Raw genomic sequence first — 16,443 nt, 5'->3', positions numbered from 1 at the left:
CGGTTCAGCCTTCCTTCAAAAGTTTATTCACGGATGATGTGACGCCGCTGACGCCTTTGGAGATAAGCGCCACCTGGGTGACGCCGTTGTAAACATCCCGAAGACCAGCCATCATCGTTTCGAAGTCTTGCCCTTGTTGGGGAATGCCCGAGATTCCGGTTCCCGCCTCACCTGGAACGGGAAGCTTCTGCGCCGGTCCCGGTAGAGCGCCCTTCGAAAGGGCTATGTCATGGTCGAGCGCGGGGAAGGAAACAGTGTTGTGTGGATATAGGGAGGAAATCGTCTGCAACACGCGATCGCCCATGCCGCTCGTCGGCGCAGCCGCGCGCTGAACATCCATCGCCGCAGCAACTGGCGCCGCACTCGCTGGCCCCGCGGCGGCATCGTTTTTCAGCGAGTCGGCTGCATGCCCTAAGGCGCGCTCAAACTGGGCCTGCTCGACAATCGACGGTGATCCGACCCTGGGGAGGCCAGCCGTTAGAGTGGCAGAGATCGACGTGACAGGCATCATCATGTAAGGACTCGGTTGCTCTCTCTGACCGGGCGAGCCCCGCCCATTCATCACCCGGTGTCGGCGCAACACTCCTAGGGGGGCAAGCTGACAACAAGCTGACTAACGGCGGCGTCATTTCGACAATCTAAAATCTCTTCGGCAATTTAGTCACTTGTGATGATTTCAGCGTTTGGTTTATCAGTGCGACATGCCGAGAACGCTTATCCAACCCGTCACCCTGCATGTTTTGAGACTTCTTTGTGCCGGGTTTTTTCTGTCCACCGGGATTCACCCGGCGCATGCAGTCCCGCTGTCCCTTCCGGCGACACCCTATAGATACACGGTTCTGGATCAGGAGCTCGCTGCAGCGTTGCAGGAATTCGGCAACAACCTGAATATCAGGGTCAACATCAGTCCTGCGGTGAAGGGGCGAATTCGCGGACGTATGCCTGATTTGCCACCGCGCGCGTTCCTCGACCGCTTGACGAACCTTTACGGTCTACAATGGTACTATGACGGCCTTGTGCTCTATGTGTCTGCTGCACAAGAATCGCAAACTCGAATGCTTTTGATGACGTCGATTCGCTTCGATGCGTTCAAGGGGGCTCTCGACAAGCTTGATATCTCCGACGAGCGCTATGTGGTCAAACCCGTGCCAGGCAATGGCCTCGTCTTCGTTTCCGGTCCACCGCGCTTCGTCGCACTCGTGGAGCAGACCTTTAACGGCTTGGTGGCGCAGGCGCAGGCGCAGACTCACATAGCGGCAACGCCAAAGGAATCAGTGCTGATCTTGTTTCGCGGCTCCTCCACTACGGTCGTTCGCGACGGACGACCGGATGCTTCTTATTCTTCTGACATCCCACAACAGGATAGCGTTGGCGGGAAGCCTGAGCTGGGCAAGAAATGAACATTGAGGATTTCCCGCAGCTCTGAAGAACATGACTGCGGCTACCCCTTTGTGAACTCTTCGCAAACTCGTCAGTTTCTCGAAAGCTAATCCGCTCATGATGAGTCCCGGCAGCTCTCGCGGTGACTCCGGCCATTGTGTTGGACCGAACCTTGGAGCCGGCCCGGAACACAGCAATTGAAGGCAGGGCAGGCGCATTCGTGACCTGCCGACGCTTGGAATTGTCGAATTTTGTGAAACGCAAGGGATCTTCTGTCGGGGTCTCTTGTGGGGATTTCAACGTCACGTCTGAGGATGCATAATGTCGGCCAGTAATCTTTCAACTTTCTACCGCTCAAATTCGCTACAGTCCGCAAGGGGTTGGCCGGGCCTGAAAGTTTCCCATTTTGCGACCCAGCATCAGCAAAGTGCATCGTGCTTCGAAGCGATGCTGTCCACTTGTGTGCTGGCAGACAAGCCCGGCTCTTTCGCGCAAGGGGATCTGCCAGCGTCGAATCTTGATTCGACAATGGATAAATTGCGGCAGGACCCTTTGGGCCATCTGGCACCGGATGTCTTGACATTGAATGGCTTGGAGCAACACCCACTGGATCTGCTGCCGCCAAATATGAGGGCGGCTCTCAAGGAGGACCAATCGCAACGCTCCAAGGCGACTGAAGCCCAACATCTGCTCGGCGTCACTCCGAAGATCGAGCCGGCTCCCAGGCCGAGCCCCGGAATCACGTGGAACGGTGGGTCGCTGACCACGGCTGAGTTGCAGATTGTTGCGGTACTCAACCGTCACAAGGACCAATGCCCGCTTACTTGGAAGTCGTTGACCGACAAAGCCAATGATCCCTCTACGCCACCGGATCTGAAAGCGGCGATCCAGGGACTGCAGCAGGATTCGGGACTTTTTTATGCGATTGGCTCGCAGGGCGACGGCCGCTGTGGAGGCAAGATCAACGCCAAGGACTTGGCCGGATTTTCAAACCACCACCCACAAGTTGCTGCATTTCAGGAAGCCCAAGCGCGAAGCTACGAGCAGAACTACATACCATCCGACGGCAGCGGAGGTTTGCAGCCTTCGGTCATGACCTTGAGCGATGCCTTGCGGGAGTTTTACCGGTACTCCGAAAATCTGTCCAAGGACCTGAGTCTGGATGAGTTCAAGAAAATGGTCGGCGGCGAATCGAAAAACGGCAAATTTCCGCCCCAGGTCATTGCGGCGGCGCAATATTTCCTCGATCACCCCGATGCTTGGAACCAGTTGTGCGGTGGCTCGAAAGGGAAGATGCACAAAGAGGATTTCCTGCAAGTCGCCTCATCGTCGATGAGCCTCACGCAAACTGAGCTGAATACGGTCGAGATGATCAAGGACCATCAGGACACGTTCTTTGGAAGCGGTGTTCTGACTCGCGACAAACTGGCGAAAATGAAAGACGACAAGAGCCTTGATCCGAAAGTGCGGGAAGCAGCCTCTCAGCTCCTTTCAGATCCTCTTTTGTTTGGCCTCCTGAACAATTCGATCACGGGCTATAAGACCCATCATAAATTCTTCGACTTTGGCGGCGGGCATACGGTTGATTCCGGCAATATCAGCAAAAAAGACTTTGCCCATTTTTGCACAAACATGTCGTCTGCGAACCGCAACGTTCAGCAGCCAATCACCCACGGCGCCCAAACCGCAGAAGAGCAGAATGCCGTCGCGGACATGAAGATGGGCCTGATGGACCAGCCTGACATTAAGTCAGCCAAAAAGAACGGCGGGGCCGTCATGCACGTCGTCGACTCCGTGCTCAAAATCGAGACGAAAGTGCTCGACTTGGCGGCAACGGCGGTGGGACTGCTCAGCTTCATTCCGGGCCTCGGACAAGTAGCCGATCTTGCCTCGATGGTTCTCGAGGCTGAGTCGCAAGCAGCCAATCTCCTGCGTACGGCCATTAACGGAGGCGATATGAAGCGAGCGCTGGAGGAAGCTGGCCTCAATATGGCCGCGCAGGCGATCGGCCTTATCGCAGGCCCCGAGGTCAAGCTGGCCATTCGAAATGGGCTCGTAAAGCACCTGATGGAAGAGGCCTTGGCGGCAGGCATTGATCTTTCGGTCTCGACGGCGCAGGACTACGCAGAAGGCTATGTGAATAACCTCAAAGCGCGCCTTGCAGGCGGCCCTGAGCAAAGCCTAGGCCTTCCGAGCATGCCATCATTCCAGAGTGTGGCAAGCAATGTGCCCTTCGTCGGCATTGCCTTATCCTAGCCGTCGCCTTGCGCGGAAGCTTTGGCTCGCGCGCTGACATAAGGGTCATTGTGGCACAAGCAGGGGTTCATCCGCATCAACGCAAGCGGTGTTCCTGACGCCATCTGGATCGGACTGTGAGGGGGATGTCCGAAGTCTGTGAAGACTTCGGTATATGACGACTTCAGAGTTACGCTGAGCCCAGCCATCTCGAGCCGGTGCGCCGGGTCGAGGTTTTCACGGGCGCCGGCCGGTAGCGGGAATGGTCTCCGGAAGGCACGGCGCGGATGGTGGCGGAGCGGCGCAGCCGAAGGAACGGCTGTCGCGCGCCCAGGGCGGCCTCCCGAACAGCAGACGATGATCTCCTGCCTTGGGCCTATATCCTCGTGCCACGCTCAAGGCAGTCGGCTGAAAACAGCGCTGATTTAAAACAGCATTATCCTGCACTGCACCCTCGATCCTTGCGCTCACCGATCGCTCGTCGACACGCACGCGGTCAAGTCGTTATCGGCGCTATGCCGATGGGCTTCGAGAGCAAGGTGGACGCTGAGCGGTGCGTCAGCCTCAGGGCGCGGCTGGCCAGCTTTGGGTCTCACGCTCTATGACGGCAACACCCGGCTGATCCACTTGGCCTGTTCGCGGGCTCCCGGCAGCGGCGCGGAAGCCACGGTCCGCCTTCCTCGGCTTCAGGCCAAAGATACCGCAGCATGCTCCAGAGCTATGTCTGCCGCCTTCGCCCCATCGTCGCTGGTCATGTGGAAAGGACAAGCAGGCTACGCACCCTATAATCCCGTCGGGCAGGATTCGACAGTCGACGGCGAGACATTCGCCAAACCTCCCCCTTGATTCTCAGCAACGTTAAAAAAAATTCACATAATGTTCGTGAGTGTAGTCTCCTGTCAGGTGGTACATTAGCCCCAATATCTGGCGTCTTAGTCGTAGAAAGGACTGTGATCTATCTTCCATTAGCATCCATACCAGCGGATTTACAGCAAATGACGAGAGAGGTCTCATGCGGATTGATGGGGATAGAAGGGCTAGCGGCTTGCTGCATCCCGTCCGGGTTGATGCTAACCAATGTTGACACTGGTAAATCGCCTAAGGACGGCAGCGCATCTTGATCGCCTTCGAATCCTGGGCCTTTGCGCGCATGCGGATCTAACCGTCGGCGAGCTGGCCGATATTACCGGTCTGCCTCGCGAGCAGGTTCGACGCCACGTTCGGCGGCTGGTCAGAGCCAACTTTCTTTGCTGCAACGAACAACGTCCGCAGTCTTCGTACCATATGCAAGCAGGAGGCAAGGATGGCGAGCTGGCTCAATTGGTGGTCGATCTCCTGCCCCACGATGATGGCCATCATAAAAGAGACCTACAACGCCTGGAAGCAATACAAGACGCGCGGTTGAAGGGACCGCCTGCTTGATCGTGAAATAGATCAGTCCAAATGGAGCGCGACTACCATGGATAACTCCGCCGGCGGCGCCATCGCGCAGCCCGACACTTACGGGCGGCCTCACTTAGCCGCCGTCGACTCCCGCGTTCACGAACTGCTTCTAAGACAGGAGCGTCAGGAGCGGACAACTCTCAAACTGATCGCCTCCGAGAACTTTGCCTCCTCGGCGGTGTTGGAAGCGACCGGGTCGATTTTCACCAACAAGTATGCCGAGGGATACCCCGGTGCGCGCTACTACGCCGGAAACGAGATCGTCGATGAGCTTGAGACCCTCGCGATCGAGCGCCTGAAAGCGCTATTTGGCAGTGAACATGCCAACGTCCAGCCTTATTCAGGCTCGCCAGCCAACCAGGCTGTCTATCGCGCGCTTTTGAGCCCCCGTGACAAAGTCATGGGCTTGCCTTTACCCGAAGGCGGCCATCTGACTCACGGTTGGTCCGTCAATTTTTCCGGCAGCGATTATCAGCGCGTCCCGTACAGGCTGCACGAAAAGACACAGCAAATTGACTATGACCACTTGCGCGAGACCGCCAAGCGGGAACGCCCGAAGCTAATTTGGGTCGGCGGAACTGCTTATCCGCGTATTTTTGACTACGCGGCAATGGCCGAAATTGCTTCGGAGGTGAACTCGTATCTGGTGGCTGACATCGCCCACATCTGCGGCCTGGTTGTCGCAGGAGTGCATCCGAACCCCGTGTCCCATTGCGATGTGGTCACCAGCACCTCTCACAAGTCGATCCGCGGTCCCCGGGGTGGCTTCATTTTATCAAGGAATGAAGACCGTTATCAGCCCCTCCATCATCCGAAGAGCAAACACAATCTGGCCAAACGTATAGACCGCGCCGTGTTCCCTCTTCTGCAAGGCGGACCGCATATGAATACTATCGCCGCGCTTGCCGTCGCTTTGCAGGAAGCAGCGAACTCGTCCTTTCGTGTCTACGGTCAGCAGATCGTCCACAACGCCAAGGCTCTGGCCCAGGCACTTCTGGAGCGAGGTTATGAACTCGTCACCGGGGGCACTGACAATCACATGCTGATCCTTGATCTTCGGGACCGGTCGCTGTCAGGCAAAGCCTATGCGGAGCGCTTATCGCGTGCAGGCATCATTGCGAATTTCAATATGGTCCCGGGCGACCGGCGGCATCCGGCGCTGACAAGCGGCATCCGCTTAGGGACACCAGCGGTGACGTCCATGGGCATGCGCGAAACGGAGATGGTGCAGATCGCCGCTTTCATCGACTCGGTCTGCCGCCAGCCCGATGACCAGGAAGTTCATGCGAGCGTACGAAGAGACGTTGCCGACTTCTGCACTGCGTTCGATGTTCCCGGCATCCCCGACCGATAAGCCACCCCAATCCAGAAACTCCTCACTAACTCCAGCACTTGAAGCGAGGGCATTTTTATGACCAGGCAGTTCGTGTTCTCTTCCGAATCCGTCGGCGCGGGACACCCCGATAAGATGGCAGACAACATCTCCGATGCCATTCTCGATGCGGTCCTGCGCACCGATCCGAAGGCGCGCGTCGCCTGTGAAGTGTTGGTGAAGACGGGGATGGTCGTTGTGGCTGGCGAGATCACCAGCCATGCCCACATCGATTACAGCCAAGTCGCCCGCGATACGATACTCGATATTGGCTACGACGATGATGCGATTGGCTTTGATGGTCGACGTTGCGCCGTCGTTCTGGCCCTCACCGAGCAGTCGCCCGACATAAGCCAGGGCGTTGATGAAGGACGAGGGCAGGATCTCGGGCAAGGGGCAGGGGATCAGGGCATCATGTTTGGATTCGCATGCAACGAGACGGATACATTGATGCCCCTGCCGATCCAACTCGCTCACCATTTGACGAAAAGACAGGCCGAGGTCCGGAAAGCGGGACAGCTTGGCTGGCTGCGTCCGGACGTGAAATCTCAAGTGTCGGTACGCTACGAAGGGCTCCGCCCGGTGGCGCTGGATACCATAGTCCTGTCAACGCAGCATGACGAAGCGGTCTCACAAGCCACGGTCCGCGAAGGCGTCATTGAGGAGATCATAAAACCGGTCCTGCCGGCCCACCTGGATACTTCGGGGATCAGATTTCTGGTCAACCCAACAGGGCGGTTCGTGGTCGGTGGGCCTGCCGGCGACTGCGGCCTCACAGGACGGAAGATCATCGTCGATTCCTACGGTGGGACCGGGCGTCACGGCGGCGGTGCCTTTTCGGGCAAGGACCCATCCAAGGTTGACCGCTCGGCGGCCTATGCCGCCCGGTATGTCGCGAAGAACATCGTTGCCAGCGGCCTTGCGGAGGTCTGCGAGGTTCAGCTTGCCTACGCGATCGGCGTGGCCAGTCCGGTTTCTGTCATGGTCAATACCTTCGGAACCGCAAGGATCGAGGAAAAAAGGATCGAGCGCCTTGTTCTCGAGGTTTTCAATCTCCGACCGAAAGGCATCATCAAGATGCTTGATCTCTTACGGCCGATATACCGCAAGACGGCGACATACGGACACTTCGGGCGTGAAGAGCCTGAGTTCACTTGGGAGAAGACGGACAAAGCTGACGATTTGCTGCGTGAAGCCGGACCGGCAGCTGCGTGAGGGCGGCTGGATCAAGCGCATGCGGCAACCCATTTCAACTCGCGAGACCACGCCCGGCCGGCGTGGCAAGAAGCCGGCTCGGGTTTTGGCGGAGATTTTGATGCCGGATTATGACGTGCTTTGCATCGGCAATGCCATTGTCGACATCATCGCCCAGTGCGACGAGGAATTCCTCGAGACCAACGGCATCATCAAGGGCGCGATGAACCTCATCGACACACAACGCGCCGAACTGCTCTACAGCCGCATGGGCCCGGCGATCGAAGCGTCCGGCGGCAGCGCCGGCAACACGGCGGCCGGCGTCGCCAGCTTTGGCGGCCGCGCGGCCTTCTTCGGCAAGGTCTCCAACGATGCGCTGGGCGAAATCTACGCCCACGACATCCATGCGCAGGGCGTCGCCTTCGGCACCACGCCGCTCAAGGGTGAGCCGCCGACGGCGCGCTCGATGATCTTCGTCACGCCCGACGGCGAGCGCTCGATGAACACCTATCTCGGCGCCTGCGTCGAGCTTGGCCCTGAGGATGTCGAAGCCGACAAGGCGTCCGGCGCCAAGGTCACCTATTTCGAAGGCTATCTGTGGGACCCGCCGCGCGCCAAGGAGGCAATCCGCCAGACGGCGAAGCTGGCGCACGCGGCAGGCCGAGAAGTGTCGATGACGCTGTCGGATTCGTTCTGCGTCGACCGCTACCGCGACGAATTCCTCGACCTGGTGCGCTCGGGCACGGTCGACATCGTCTTTGCCAACAGCCACGAGATCAAGTCGCTCTACCAGACATCGTCGTTCGACGAGGCGCTGGCCCAGATCCGCAAGGATTGCCGGATCGCCGCCGTCACCCGCTCGGAAAAAGGCTCGGTGATCGTGCGCGGCGACGAGACCGTGGTGATCAAGGCGACCGCCATCAAGGAACTGGTCGACACGACGGGCGCCGGCGATCTCTATGCCGCCGGCTTCCTGCATGGCTACACGCAAGGCCGCGACCTGCAGACTTGCGGCGACCTTGGCTCACTGGCAGCCGGATTGGTGATCCAGCAGATCGGCCCCAGGCCCCGTCAGAATTTGCGCCGCGAGGCTGAGCAGGCGGGGCTGACCATTCCGGACGTTCAAACGAGTTAGTGGCCTACCTTCCCGTTGTGCAGGCTATCTCGCCAGAAGCGCAATCACGGAATAGGGAAATCCTGATGTCGAACATGATGAAGGCGCTTGTGAAGGCCAAGGCCGAACCGGGCATCTGGATGGAAGAGGTGCCGGTGCCGGAAATCGGCCCCAACGACGTGCTGATCAAGATCAAGAAGACGGCGATCTGCGGCACCGACGTGCACATCTACAATTGGGACCAGTGGGCGCAGAAGACGGTGCCGGTGCCGATGGTGACGGGCCATGAATTCGTCGGCACCGTTGCCGATTTCGGCGCAGCGGTCACCGAATACAAGGTCGGCCAGCGTGTATCGGGCGAAGGCCACATCGTCTGCGGCCATTGCCGCAACTGTCGCGCCGGGCGAGGGCATCTGTGCCGCAACACGCTCGGCGTCGGCGTCAACCGTCCAGGCGCCTTCGGCGAGTATCTGGCGATCCCGCAGCACAATGTCGTGCCGATCCCCGACGATGTGCCCGATGAGATTGCCGCGATCTTCGATCCCTTGGGCAATGCCGTCCACACCGCATTGTCCTTCGATCTGGTCGGCGAGGACGTGCTGGTGACTGGCGCCGGGCCGATCGGCATCATGGGCGCGCTCGTCGCCCAATGCGTCGGCGCGCGCAAAGTGGTCATCACTGACATCAACCCGGTGCGGCTGGCGCTAGCCAAGAAACTCGGCGTCCAGCATGTCGTCGACGCCTCGAAGGAGAAGCTGCGCGACGTCATGCCGGTGCTCGGCATGACCGAGGGGTTCGACGTCGGCCTCGAAATGTCAGGCGCCGCCCCCGCTTTCCGCGACATGATCGACACCATGAACAATGGCGGCAAGATCGCCATTCTGGGCATCGCGCCGACCGGCTTCGAGATCGACTGGAACAAGGTCATCTTCAAGATGCTGCATCTCAAAGGCATCTACGGCCGCGAGATGTTCGAAACCTGGTACAAGATGATCGCGCTTGTGCAGGGTCCGCTGGATGTCTCCGGCCTGATCACCCACCGCATCGGCATCGACGATTTTCAGATCGGTTTCGATGCGATGAAGAGCGGCAGTTCCGGCAAGGTGGTGATGGACTGGTAGGGATTGCCTTGGCCGCTATTCAGGAAAAGCTGACGACAGCACCTCTGGTCCGCCGGACATTTTCCAACTAGGGGAACATGGCTGGGTGGAGAGCTATGGCTCCGCTACGTGCGCTCGCTAATCATATACGGCGACGTATCGCGGCCCACCCGGTGACGGTCGATGGGGCAATTCGCTTCAGTCGATGACGGAAACCCGGTGAACCGATGCTGAGGCCCCGACGCGATCGTCTATTTCCTATGATCTGCGATTGAGGTCGAGGTGTTGCCGCTTTCAGCGGGTAAGATGCGATAGACGACTTCCGGTACCCTTCCGGTCAGCGAAAAGGAAGGCAACGAGCCGCATTGCCTCAAGCAAAATGTTACCAATAGTGTCCTGTTCCAAAGGGGATGGACAGGTCGTGCCATTCCGGTTCGGGGGAAGGATGGCGCGGCTCAGCATGGCGACACGGTGAAGCGGCGATCGTGGAGCTTTATTGCGGCGTTGACAAGCGGCGCATTCTGGATGAGTTCGAGGCGGTAACCGGCTATTATTCGCAAGCGCGCGATCCGTCTTATGAACCGTCGTGAGCAGAGGCCGTCTGCGGGCAAGAGCCGCAGCCGCTGTTACGGCAGCGATGTCCGCGACGCGCTCATCGTGTTGTGGGAGGATTCGGAGCGGCTGGGTCCGCATCGACGCTCGCGGCGGCCAGCGCCGCCGGGCAGGAATGAGTTCGCAGTTCGCCGCTCGGTGCCAGCCCGCACCTTCGGCGATTGGAAAGATCCGCCGCCCGGCTTTGTTGAGCGCATTCGGGCACGTCTTCGTCAGGGAGCTTCGTGCAGACGATGGTGCTGACCGGATTGCCGCCGGCTGGACCGATTGCATTCCGCTCCGCACGCGCGACAGCGGCAATGTGATCATGGCGATCAAGCAGGCCCGCTCCCGGTTTCGCTGACCCTGTGCTGCTGTTTGCCGGCATCCGCCCGCACAGGAAGAGCTTGTAAAAGTGCGGAAATCGAGGAGCCGTTGGTCGTCGATCTTCAGCCTGAACGCGGTCGTTTGCTGGTGCCGCAAATCGGCTGTTGCATGTACATCCCTGTCAGACGTCAGTTTTCCTCGCCTATTTTGGTGTCGAGCGCGAAGTGCTCCAACCAGATTGCAAGGCTTTTTGGAAATGAGAGCGGCTTTGCGCAGGGCGCTCCGTTGTTGAGCATTCAAGCTACCAAGCCAATGACGCGCAGGTTCCACCAGGCTCGCCAGCCTTGAAGGACAGCGAAAAAAGCAGAGCACGACAGACACAACAGTGCATCAGGACGCCGCAGTCGTTGAAGATGGTGCGCTGCATCCATACCGTGGATGCATTCGATCCAAATAATCGATTTGTTCAATCAGTTTCTCGAAAGCTAACCCTACCCTCTGTGGGAATCGGGCTCTGAGCCGCGACGCTGCCTTGCGAGCGCAGGGGCTGCACGTAGGAGAGATGATGCAACGAGAAATCGCACGCGGGTTGCTGGCCTCGTGGGTTCGCCGACCGGCGTATTTGAGCCCGTCAGTTGGTCCTCACCCGCGCCTATTGCCACCGAGCGACTTGCATGTCCCTCCGACTCGGACCAGTTCCGAGAGCTGCGACGAGTTGCGCGCCGTGTGCTCCGATCAGATGGCCGCCGGTGACGCGTTCGATGGGCCGTCCCTCTTCGAGAGGAGATGAAATGCGAACGCTGCTCGTGGATCATCATGCGGATCTTGCGCGCGCCATGCGACTTGCGCTCGGGGATGGCGGCTTCGTCGTTGATGTCGTTGGTACTCTGGAACTGGCTTCGAGTGCATTTTCTTGCGCCAGCTATGAAATTCTCCTGCTGGAATTGGCTCTGCCAGATGGCGATGGCTTGGGTTGGCTGAGGCAGTTGAGGACCCACGGGCATTCAGTTCCTGCCGTCATTATGAGCAGCCTTAACGATCTCGATAAGCGAATTGCGATCTTCAACGGTGGTGCGGACGACTTTCTGCTCAAACCCATCTCTACCGATGAGCTTATTGCCAGAATGAGAGCCATTCTGCGCCGGGCGACACAGATGACCGACCTGAGGCTCGTATTTGGCAATCTCGACTTTGATCCGGTCGCCCGCCAGGTTTTCGTTGATGGGCACCCAATGATGATCGCACGTCGCGAACTCTGTGTTCTAGAGCACCTGCTTAACCGGGCAGGCCGCATCGTGCCCCGTGCGCAATTGGAAGATCACCTCTATTCATTCAACGACGACGTGTCTGCCAACGCGCTTGAAGTCGGAATTTATCGTTTACGGGGACATCTGACCAGATCAGGTGCAACGCCACGGATCAAGACCATCCGAGGCATTGGTTACATCCTAGAATTGACTGACGCCTCGTCCGCATAGTTTGTCGAATCGAAAGAAGATCTATTTTGCTGATCCTTCAACATCCTTGCGCTGCGCTCAATTGGCGGGCGATCGCCAACAAGGTTACAAGACCTGCAGTGCCCCGTTACCTGGGCCATCTCCTCTGCGCGCTTATTGTGACTTTCCCACTTGGTGTCGCGGCGCAAAACAAGCAGGACAAAGGCCCGCCGCATGCGGCTTCGAATAGCATCAACGCCACGCTGACCCTTTCCTCTTCGCTCGGGGAGACCGTTCATCTGCCCGGGCCAGCCACGACCATCTTTGTTGCTGACCCCACGATCGCGGATTTTCAGGCGCCATCGAGCAAAACAATCTTCGTCTTTGGCAAGAAATCGGGGCGGACCAGCCTATTCGCCTTGGATGGCAATGGCGAGCCTCTCGCCGAATTGCGTATCGTTGTCACGCAACCGATCGGGGATTTACGCGCCATGTTGCGGGAGCAGGTCGGCGACTATCCCATCCGCGTCAACTATACGCCGCGCGGCGCAATCCTTAGCGGGACGGCGCCCGACGCAGAGGTCGCCGACACCGCAAAAAGAGTCACTGAGCAATATCTGGGCGACGGAGCGCAAGTCGTCAACAACATCAAGGTCGCTGGATCCCTGCAAGTTAACCTCAGCGTGCGCGTAGCCGAAGTCTCACGCAGCGCCATGAAGTCACTCGGCGTCAACTTGTCCGCCTTCGGTCAAATCGGCAATTTCAAAGTGGGCGTTCTAAGCGGAAGCGCTGCAAGCGCTGGGTCTGGTTCAACCCAGGGTGGCGGTACAGCAGAAATCGGATTCGACAACGGTGCCGTCAACGTCAGCGCGGTTCTCGACGCGCTCGCCAAGGAGCATATAGCTTCCGTCCTGGCTGAGCCGAACCTCACCGCTATGTCGGGTGAAAAGGCCAGCTTTCTCGCGGGCGGCGAATTTCCCATTCCTGTCCTGCAGGAAAACAGGCAGGTATCGGTTGAATTCCGTCACTTCGGCGTCAGTCTGGAATTTGTGCCGACAGTTCTCAGCAACAATCAAATCAACATTCACGTAACGCCCGAAGTCAGTGAACTGTCGACGCAAGGTGCCGTGCAAATCAACGGAATTTCCGTGCCGGCAGTTTCCACGCGCCGAGCCGATACGGTCGTCGAACTCGCCAGCGGCCAGAGCTTCGCAATCGGCGGTCTAATCAGGCGGAACGTCAACAATGATGTCAGGGCCTTTCCCTGGCTCGGAGAACTGGCGATCCTGGGACCGCTTTTTCGCTCGACCTCGTTTCAAAAAGAGGAGTCAGAACTGGTCATTCTAGTTACGCCTTACATTGTAAGACCAGGCTCCAACCCAAACCAGATGAGCGCACCGACCGAGCGGGCGGCACCGGCTTTGAACGGAGGGGGCGCTCCGACGAATTCCGTGACAAGTCCCCCGCGAGACCGCGCTGCTATCCGTGCGGGCGCGCCAAGCGCCCAGGGCGGTCTCGGCTTCATCATCGAATAGTGTCATCCAAAGATGTTGCGTTTTATAATCCTCTTTGTCGCTCTGGCACCAAGCGTAAGTGGCTGCACAAGCACTACGCCAGTTGATGTCGAACCATCGGCACCAATGCTTGTCCGAGAGGAGACCACCGTCCTGACGTTGCAAAGCCTGCGCGCTTCCGAACGGCAGCGTTTGCGTGTTTTCCTAGACAAGGCCAGTCGCGGCCGGTTCGATGCCATCCACCTCCTCATCAGCGGTTCGCCCCAGCTCAGCGCAGGGGTAGCCCATCAGGCCAGGCAGTTGGCAATCGAAGAAGACAACATTCAATTGCGCGATCAACACGACGCCGGCTCAGTGCGAATTGAGGCGATTGTCTATCACGCCCGTCCGCCGGTCTGTCCCTCATATGGTGCCTTACCCAATGAAGAATCCTTCAAACAGCCGCTTGGTTGTTCGACAGGACATAACCTGGCCGTGATGGTCAACGATCCGCGCGATCTGCTCGACAATCAGGCCGTCAAGGCCGGCGATGGCGATCGTGCTTCTGTACCAGTTGCAACTTACAGAACATTCGGGACGGATAAAGGTGGCTGATACCGCCCTTATCTCGGCAGCACTCCTACCGGAGATTGAAAGCTTCCAATCGCGTCCTGATCTAAAATAAAAGGAACCGCTGGATGCAATATAGGCGCTATATCGAGGGCCTTAGGGCCGTTGCTGTACTTCCGGTCGTACTCTTTCATTTCGGAATTTCGGCGATCCCGGGTGGCTTTAGCGGGGTCGATATCTTCTTCGTCATCTCCGGCTACCTAACCAGCGGAAGCCTCCTGGATGACCTTGAACGCGGCCAATTTTCCATCGTCAACTTCTACTGGCGCCGTGCCCGGCGCATTCTGCCGGCGCTCGTCTTTGTGATGCTTCTCACCTGCATTGCGGCATTGTTCATTCTTCTGCCACCGGATCTGCGCGGATTCAGTCTTAGCATCATAGCTACCTCGACCTTCTGGTCGAACGTTTTCTTCTGGAAAACGTCAAGTTACTTCTCTATCGATGCCGCGCTTCTACCACTGTTGCACACTTGGCCGCTTTCCGTAGCGGAGCAGTACTACATCTTCGCACCAATCCTGATGTTCCTAATCTATCGCTACATCGGGAAGCGCTGGCTGACGACACTTCTTCCGATAATTCTCTGCAGCTTCGTAGTGGCGGTGATGGCGACATCGCTGGCACCCACCGCCGGATTCTATCTGCTGCCGACCCGAATCTGGGAACTCATGTTGGGCGCCCTGCTCATGCTCAAATGCCCCTCGCCGCTGGGCAACCGACTCCTGATGGAGTCGGTGGGGGTGGCCGGATTTGGCCTTCTCGCCATCGGGTTCTTCGCGATTTCGGCGAGTGATCCGTTCCCAGGCTACAACGCCTTGTATCCATGCATCGGAACGGCCCTTCTGATCTATGTTGGCCAAAATACCCCCTCGACGGTCGCCACCCGCATGCTCGAAGTCAGGCCGCTGGTCTGGATTGGGCTCATCTCGTATTCGTTGTATCTTGTTCACTGGCCTCTCAATGCGTTCGCGCACTATCTTTCGTTCCAAAAACTCGATCCGTTGATGACCGGTGCGATGTTGGTGGCAAGCCTCGCATTGGCTGCATTCTCCTGGAAGTTTGTAGAGCAGCCGTTTCGACAGAAGAGGGCCTTCACCTCCCCGGGGCCTATCTTCGCCTTTTCAGCGCTCGCGATCGTTGTCCTTTGTGCCGGCGGAGCGGCGGGGGCGCTCGGCAACGGCTTTCCGCAACGGTTTCCGGACTATGTCCAGCGGCGCATTTCCGTCGGGGACTGGAGGAATGGCATCTGTTTCAACGAGGGCACCAGCCGGATCGAAAGCTGGAATATGGAGGATTGCACGCGCACCAGCGGTTTTCCAACAACGGTTTTTTTGTGGGGCGACTCCTTCGCCGCGCACTATGTTTCCGGCTTGGGTGCTAACATAAATCGATTGCAGGCGAACATCGTTGAATATACGTACGCCAGCTGCGCGCCGATACTCTATTACTACCCGTACGATCGTCTTGATTGTGTCCGGTTCAATCGCAAGGCCTTGGACGTCATCTTGGAAGCGGACATCAAGACGGTTATCCTCAGCGGTAGATGGAGTGACTATGAGGTCAGAGGTTTCGACGGTCTTCAGCAAACAATCGCTACGCTTCGTGCCCTGGGCGTGCGCGTGTTTGTCATCGGCCAGTCTCCGCAGTTCCCAACTGACGTCCGGAAAATTGCGTTCTTCGCCAAGCGCCAAAATCTGGACGATACGTCCTGGCCGATCGCGATGGACCCCGACGTCAACGAACGTGTGCGCTCATTTACCAAAGGCGCCACATTCATCGATCCGCTGAAATTCCTGTGCAGCGCAGGACGCTGCGCCTATTTCGATAGAGGAGAGTTTTTATATTTCGACTATGGTCATTTCTCTTCAGCCGGCGCCACACTGGCAATCTCGAAATACTGGCCGGCTTTTGGCAAGGACAATGCTCTTCCTAAGACGAAGTAGCGGCTCAGCGGCTGACAAGCACCAGTACGGGTCCCAGTGATAGCTCCTGCTTCCGCAGCAGCCGCGACGATGGAGCTGTTCAGGTTTAAGGCCCCCCGATAGTGACCTAGGTGTGGAGCTTCAACAGGTTGTCCTCGATCAGGGCGAGGCGACTGATAGGCGTTTTTGACTTTAGGCTGCCATGTGGA

The 16,443-nt window shown here is 58.1% G+C and carries 13 protein-coding genes; 12 read left to right on the top strand and 1 reads right to left on the bottom strand.

Going from position 1 to position 16,443, the window contains the following annotated elements:
- Positions 1-4 precede the first annotated feature (4 nt).
- Entirely contained in the window at positions 5-514 is a 510-nt protein-coding gene (locus P9273_RS22510) for a nodulation protein NolB (protein ID WP_024505368.1), read from the bottom strand.
- 187 nt (positions 515-701) lie between these two features.
- Between P9273_RS22510 and P9273_RS22505 the strand changes: the two genes are divergently transcribed.
- The 12 genes from P9273_RS22505 to P9273_RS22450 all read left to right on the top strand — a co-directional run bounded on the left by P9273_RS22505 (position 702) and on the right by P9273_RS22450 (position 16,255).
- On the top strand, positions 702-1,400 hold the full coding sequence (locus P9273_RS22505; RefSeq protein ID WP_024505367.1) for a secretin N-terminal domain-containing protein: 699 nt from the start codon (positions 702-704) through the stop codon (positions 1,398-1,400).
- Positions 1,401-1,701: 301 nt separating this feature from the next.
- Complete coding sequence (locus P9273_RS22500; protein ID WP_024505366.1) at positions 1,702-3,636, top strand: HrpF/NolX family T3SS translocon protein; 1,935 nt, start codon at positions 1,702-1,704, stop codon at positions 3,634-3,636.
- 1,056 nt (positions 3,637-4,692) lie between these two features.
- The gene (locus P9273_RS22495) at positions 4,693-5,037 is read left to right on the top strand and encodes a helix-turn-helix domain-containing protein (RefSeq protein WP_082826567.1); all 345 of its coding nucleotides are present in this window, start codon (positions 4,693-4,695) and stop codon (positions 5,035-5,037) included.
- 37 nt (positions 5,038-5,074) lie between these two features.
- Complete coding sequence (gene glyA / locus P9273_RS22490) at positions 5,075-6,412, top strand: serine hydroxymethyltransferase (protein WP_063169266.1); 1,338 nt, start codon at positions 5,075-5,077, stop codon at positions 6,410-6,412.
- 57 nt (positions 6,413-6,469) lie between these two features.
- Entirely contained in the window at positions 6,470-7,645 is a 1,176-nt protein-coding gene (gene metK / locus P9273_RS22485) for a methionine adenosyltransferase (protein WP_063169265.1), read from the top strand.
- Between the two features lie 100 nt (positions 7,646-7,745).
- Positions 7,746-8,759, top strand: a complete 1,014-nt coding sequence (locus P9273_RS22480) for an adenosine kinase (protein ID WP_063170366.1) — start codon at positions 7,746-7,748, stop codon at positions 8,757-8,759.
- A gap of 65 nt (positions 8,760-8,824) precedes the next feature.
- Entirely contained in the window at positions 8,825-9,859 is a 1,035-nt protein-coding gene (gene tdh, locus P9273_RS22475) for an L-threonine 3-dehydrogenase (protein ID WP_063169264.1), read from the top strand.
- Positions 9,860-10,565: 706 nt separating this feature from the next.
- Positions 10,566-10,793, top strand: a complete 228-nt coding sequence (locus P9273_RS22470; RefSeq protein ID WP_405023112.1) for a hypothetical protein — start codon at positions 10,566-10,568, stop codon at positions 10,791-10,793.
- 754 nt (positions 10,794-11,547) lie between these two features.
- Positions 11,548-12,234 (top strand): response regulator, encoded by a 687-nt coding sequence (locus P9273_RS22465; protein WP_063169262.1) that lies wholly within the window; start codon positions 11,548-11,550, stop codon positions 12,232-12,234.
- Between the two features lie 26 nt (positions 12,235-12,260).
- Positions 12,261-13,727: a type II and III secretion system protein family protein gene (locus tag P9273_RS22460; protein ID WP_082826566.1), complete on the top strand. Its 1,467-nt coding sequence runs from the start codon at positions 12,261-12,263 to the stop codon at positions 13,725-13,727.
- Positions 13,728-13,739: 12 nt separating this feature from the next.
- The gene (locus tag P9273_RS22455) at positions 13,740-14,300 is read left to right on the top strand and encodes a CpaD family pilus assembly lipoprotein (protein WP_063169261.1); all 561 of its coding nucleotides are present in this window, start codon (positions 13,740-13,742) and stop codon (positions 14,298-14,300) included.
- Between the two features lie 83 nt (positions 14,301-14,383).
- Positions 14,384-16,255 carry an acyltransferase family protein gene (locus P9273_RS22450; protein WP_063169260.1) on the top strand — a complete coding sequence of 624 codons (1,872 nt, stop codon included), beginning with the start codon at positions 14,384-14,386 and terminating at the stop codon, positions 16,253-16,255.
- The last annotated feature ends 188 nt before the right edge of the window (positions 16,256-16,443 follow it).

The sequence above is a fragment of the Mesorhizobium sp. WSM4935 genome, assembly GCF_029625735.1.
In the GTDB taxonomy this organism is placed as follows: domain Bacteria; phylum Pseudomonadota; class Alphaproteobacteria; order Rhizobiales; family Rhizobiaceae; genus Mesorhizobium.
This window is presented reverse-complemented; position numbering and strand designations above follow the sequence as displayed.

What these genes read in the sequence shown, in the direction of transcription:
- P9273_RS22465 (WP_063169262.1), top strand. Translation starts at nt 11,548, where the DNA reads ATGCGAACGCTGCTCGTGGATCATCATGCGGATCTTGCGCGCGCCATG.
- P9273_RS22510 (WP_024505368.1), bottom strand. Translation starts at nt 514, where the DNA reads ATGATGATGCCTGTCACGTCGATCTCTGCCACTCTAACGGCTGGCCTC.
- P9273_RS22450 (WP_063169260.1), top strand. Translation starts at nt 14,384, where the DNA reads ATGCAATATAGGCGCTATATCGAGGGCCTTAGGGCCGTTGCTGTACTT.
- P9273_RS22505 (WP_024505367.1), top strand. Translation starts at nt 702, where the DNA reads ATGCCGAGAACGCTTATCCAACCCGTCACCCTGCATGTTTTGAGACTT.
- tdh (WP_063169264.1), top strand. Translation starts at nt 8,825, where the DNA reads ATGTCGAACATGATGAAGGCGCTTGTGAAGGCCAAGGCCGAACCGGGC.
- P9273_RS22455 (WP_063169261.1), top strand. Translation starts at nt 13,740, where the DNA reads ATGTTGCGTTTTATAATCCTCTTTGTCGCTCTGGCACCAAGCGTAAGT.
- P9273_RS22480 (WP_063170366.1), top strand. Translation starts at nt 7,746, where the DNA reads ATGCCGGATTATGACGTGCTTTGCATCGGCAATGCCATTGTCGACATC.
- metK (WP_063169265.1), top strand. Translation starts at nt 6,470, where the DNA reads ATGACCAGGCAGTTCGTGTTCTCTTCCGAATCCGTCGGCGCGGGACAC.
- P9273_RS22495 (WP_082826567.1), top strand. Translation starts at nt 4,693, where the DNA reads ATGTTGACACTGGTAAATCGCCTAAGGACGGCAGCGCATCTTGATCGC.
- glyA (WP_063169266.1), top strand. Translation starts at nt 5,075, where the DNA reads ATGGATAACTCCGCCGGCGGCGCCATCGCGCAGCCCGACACTTACGGG.
- P9273_RS22470 (WP_405023112.1), top strand. Translation starts at nt 10,566, where the DNA reads ATGAGTTCGCAGTTCGCCGCTCGGTGCCAGCCCGCACCTTCGGCGATT.
- P9273_RS22500 (WP_024505366.1), top strand. Translation starts at nt 1,702, where the DNA reads ATGTCGGCCAGTAATCTTTCAACTTTCTACCGCTCAAATTCGCTACAG.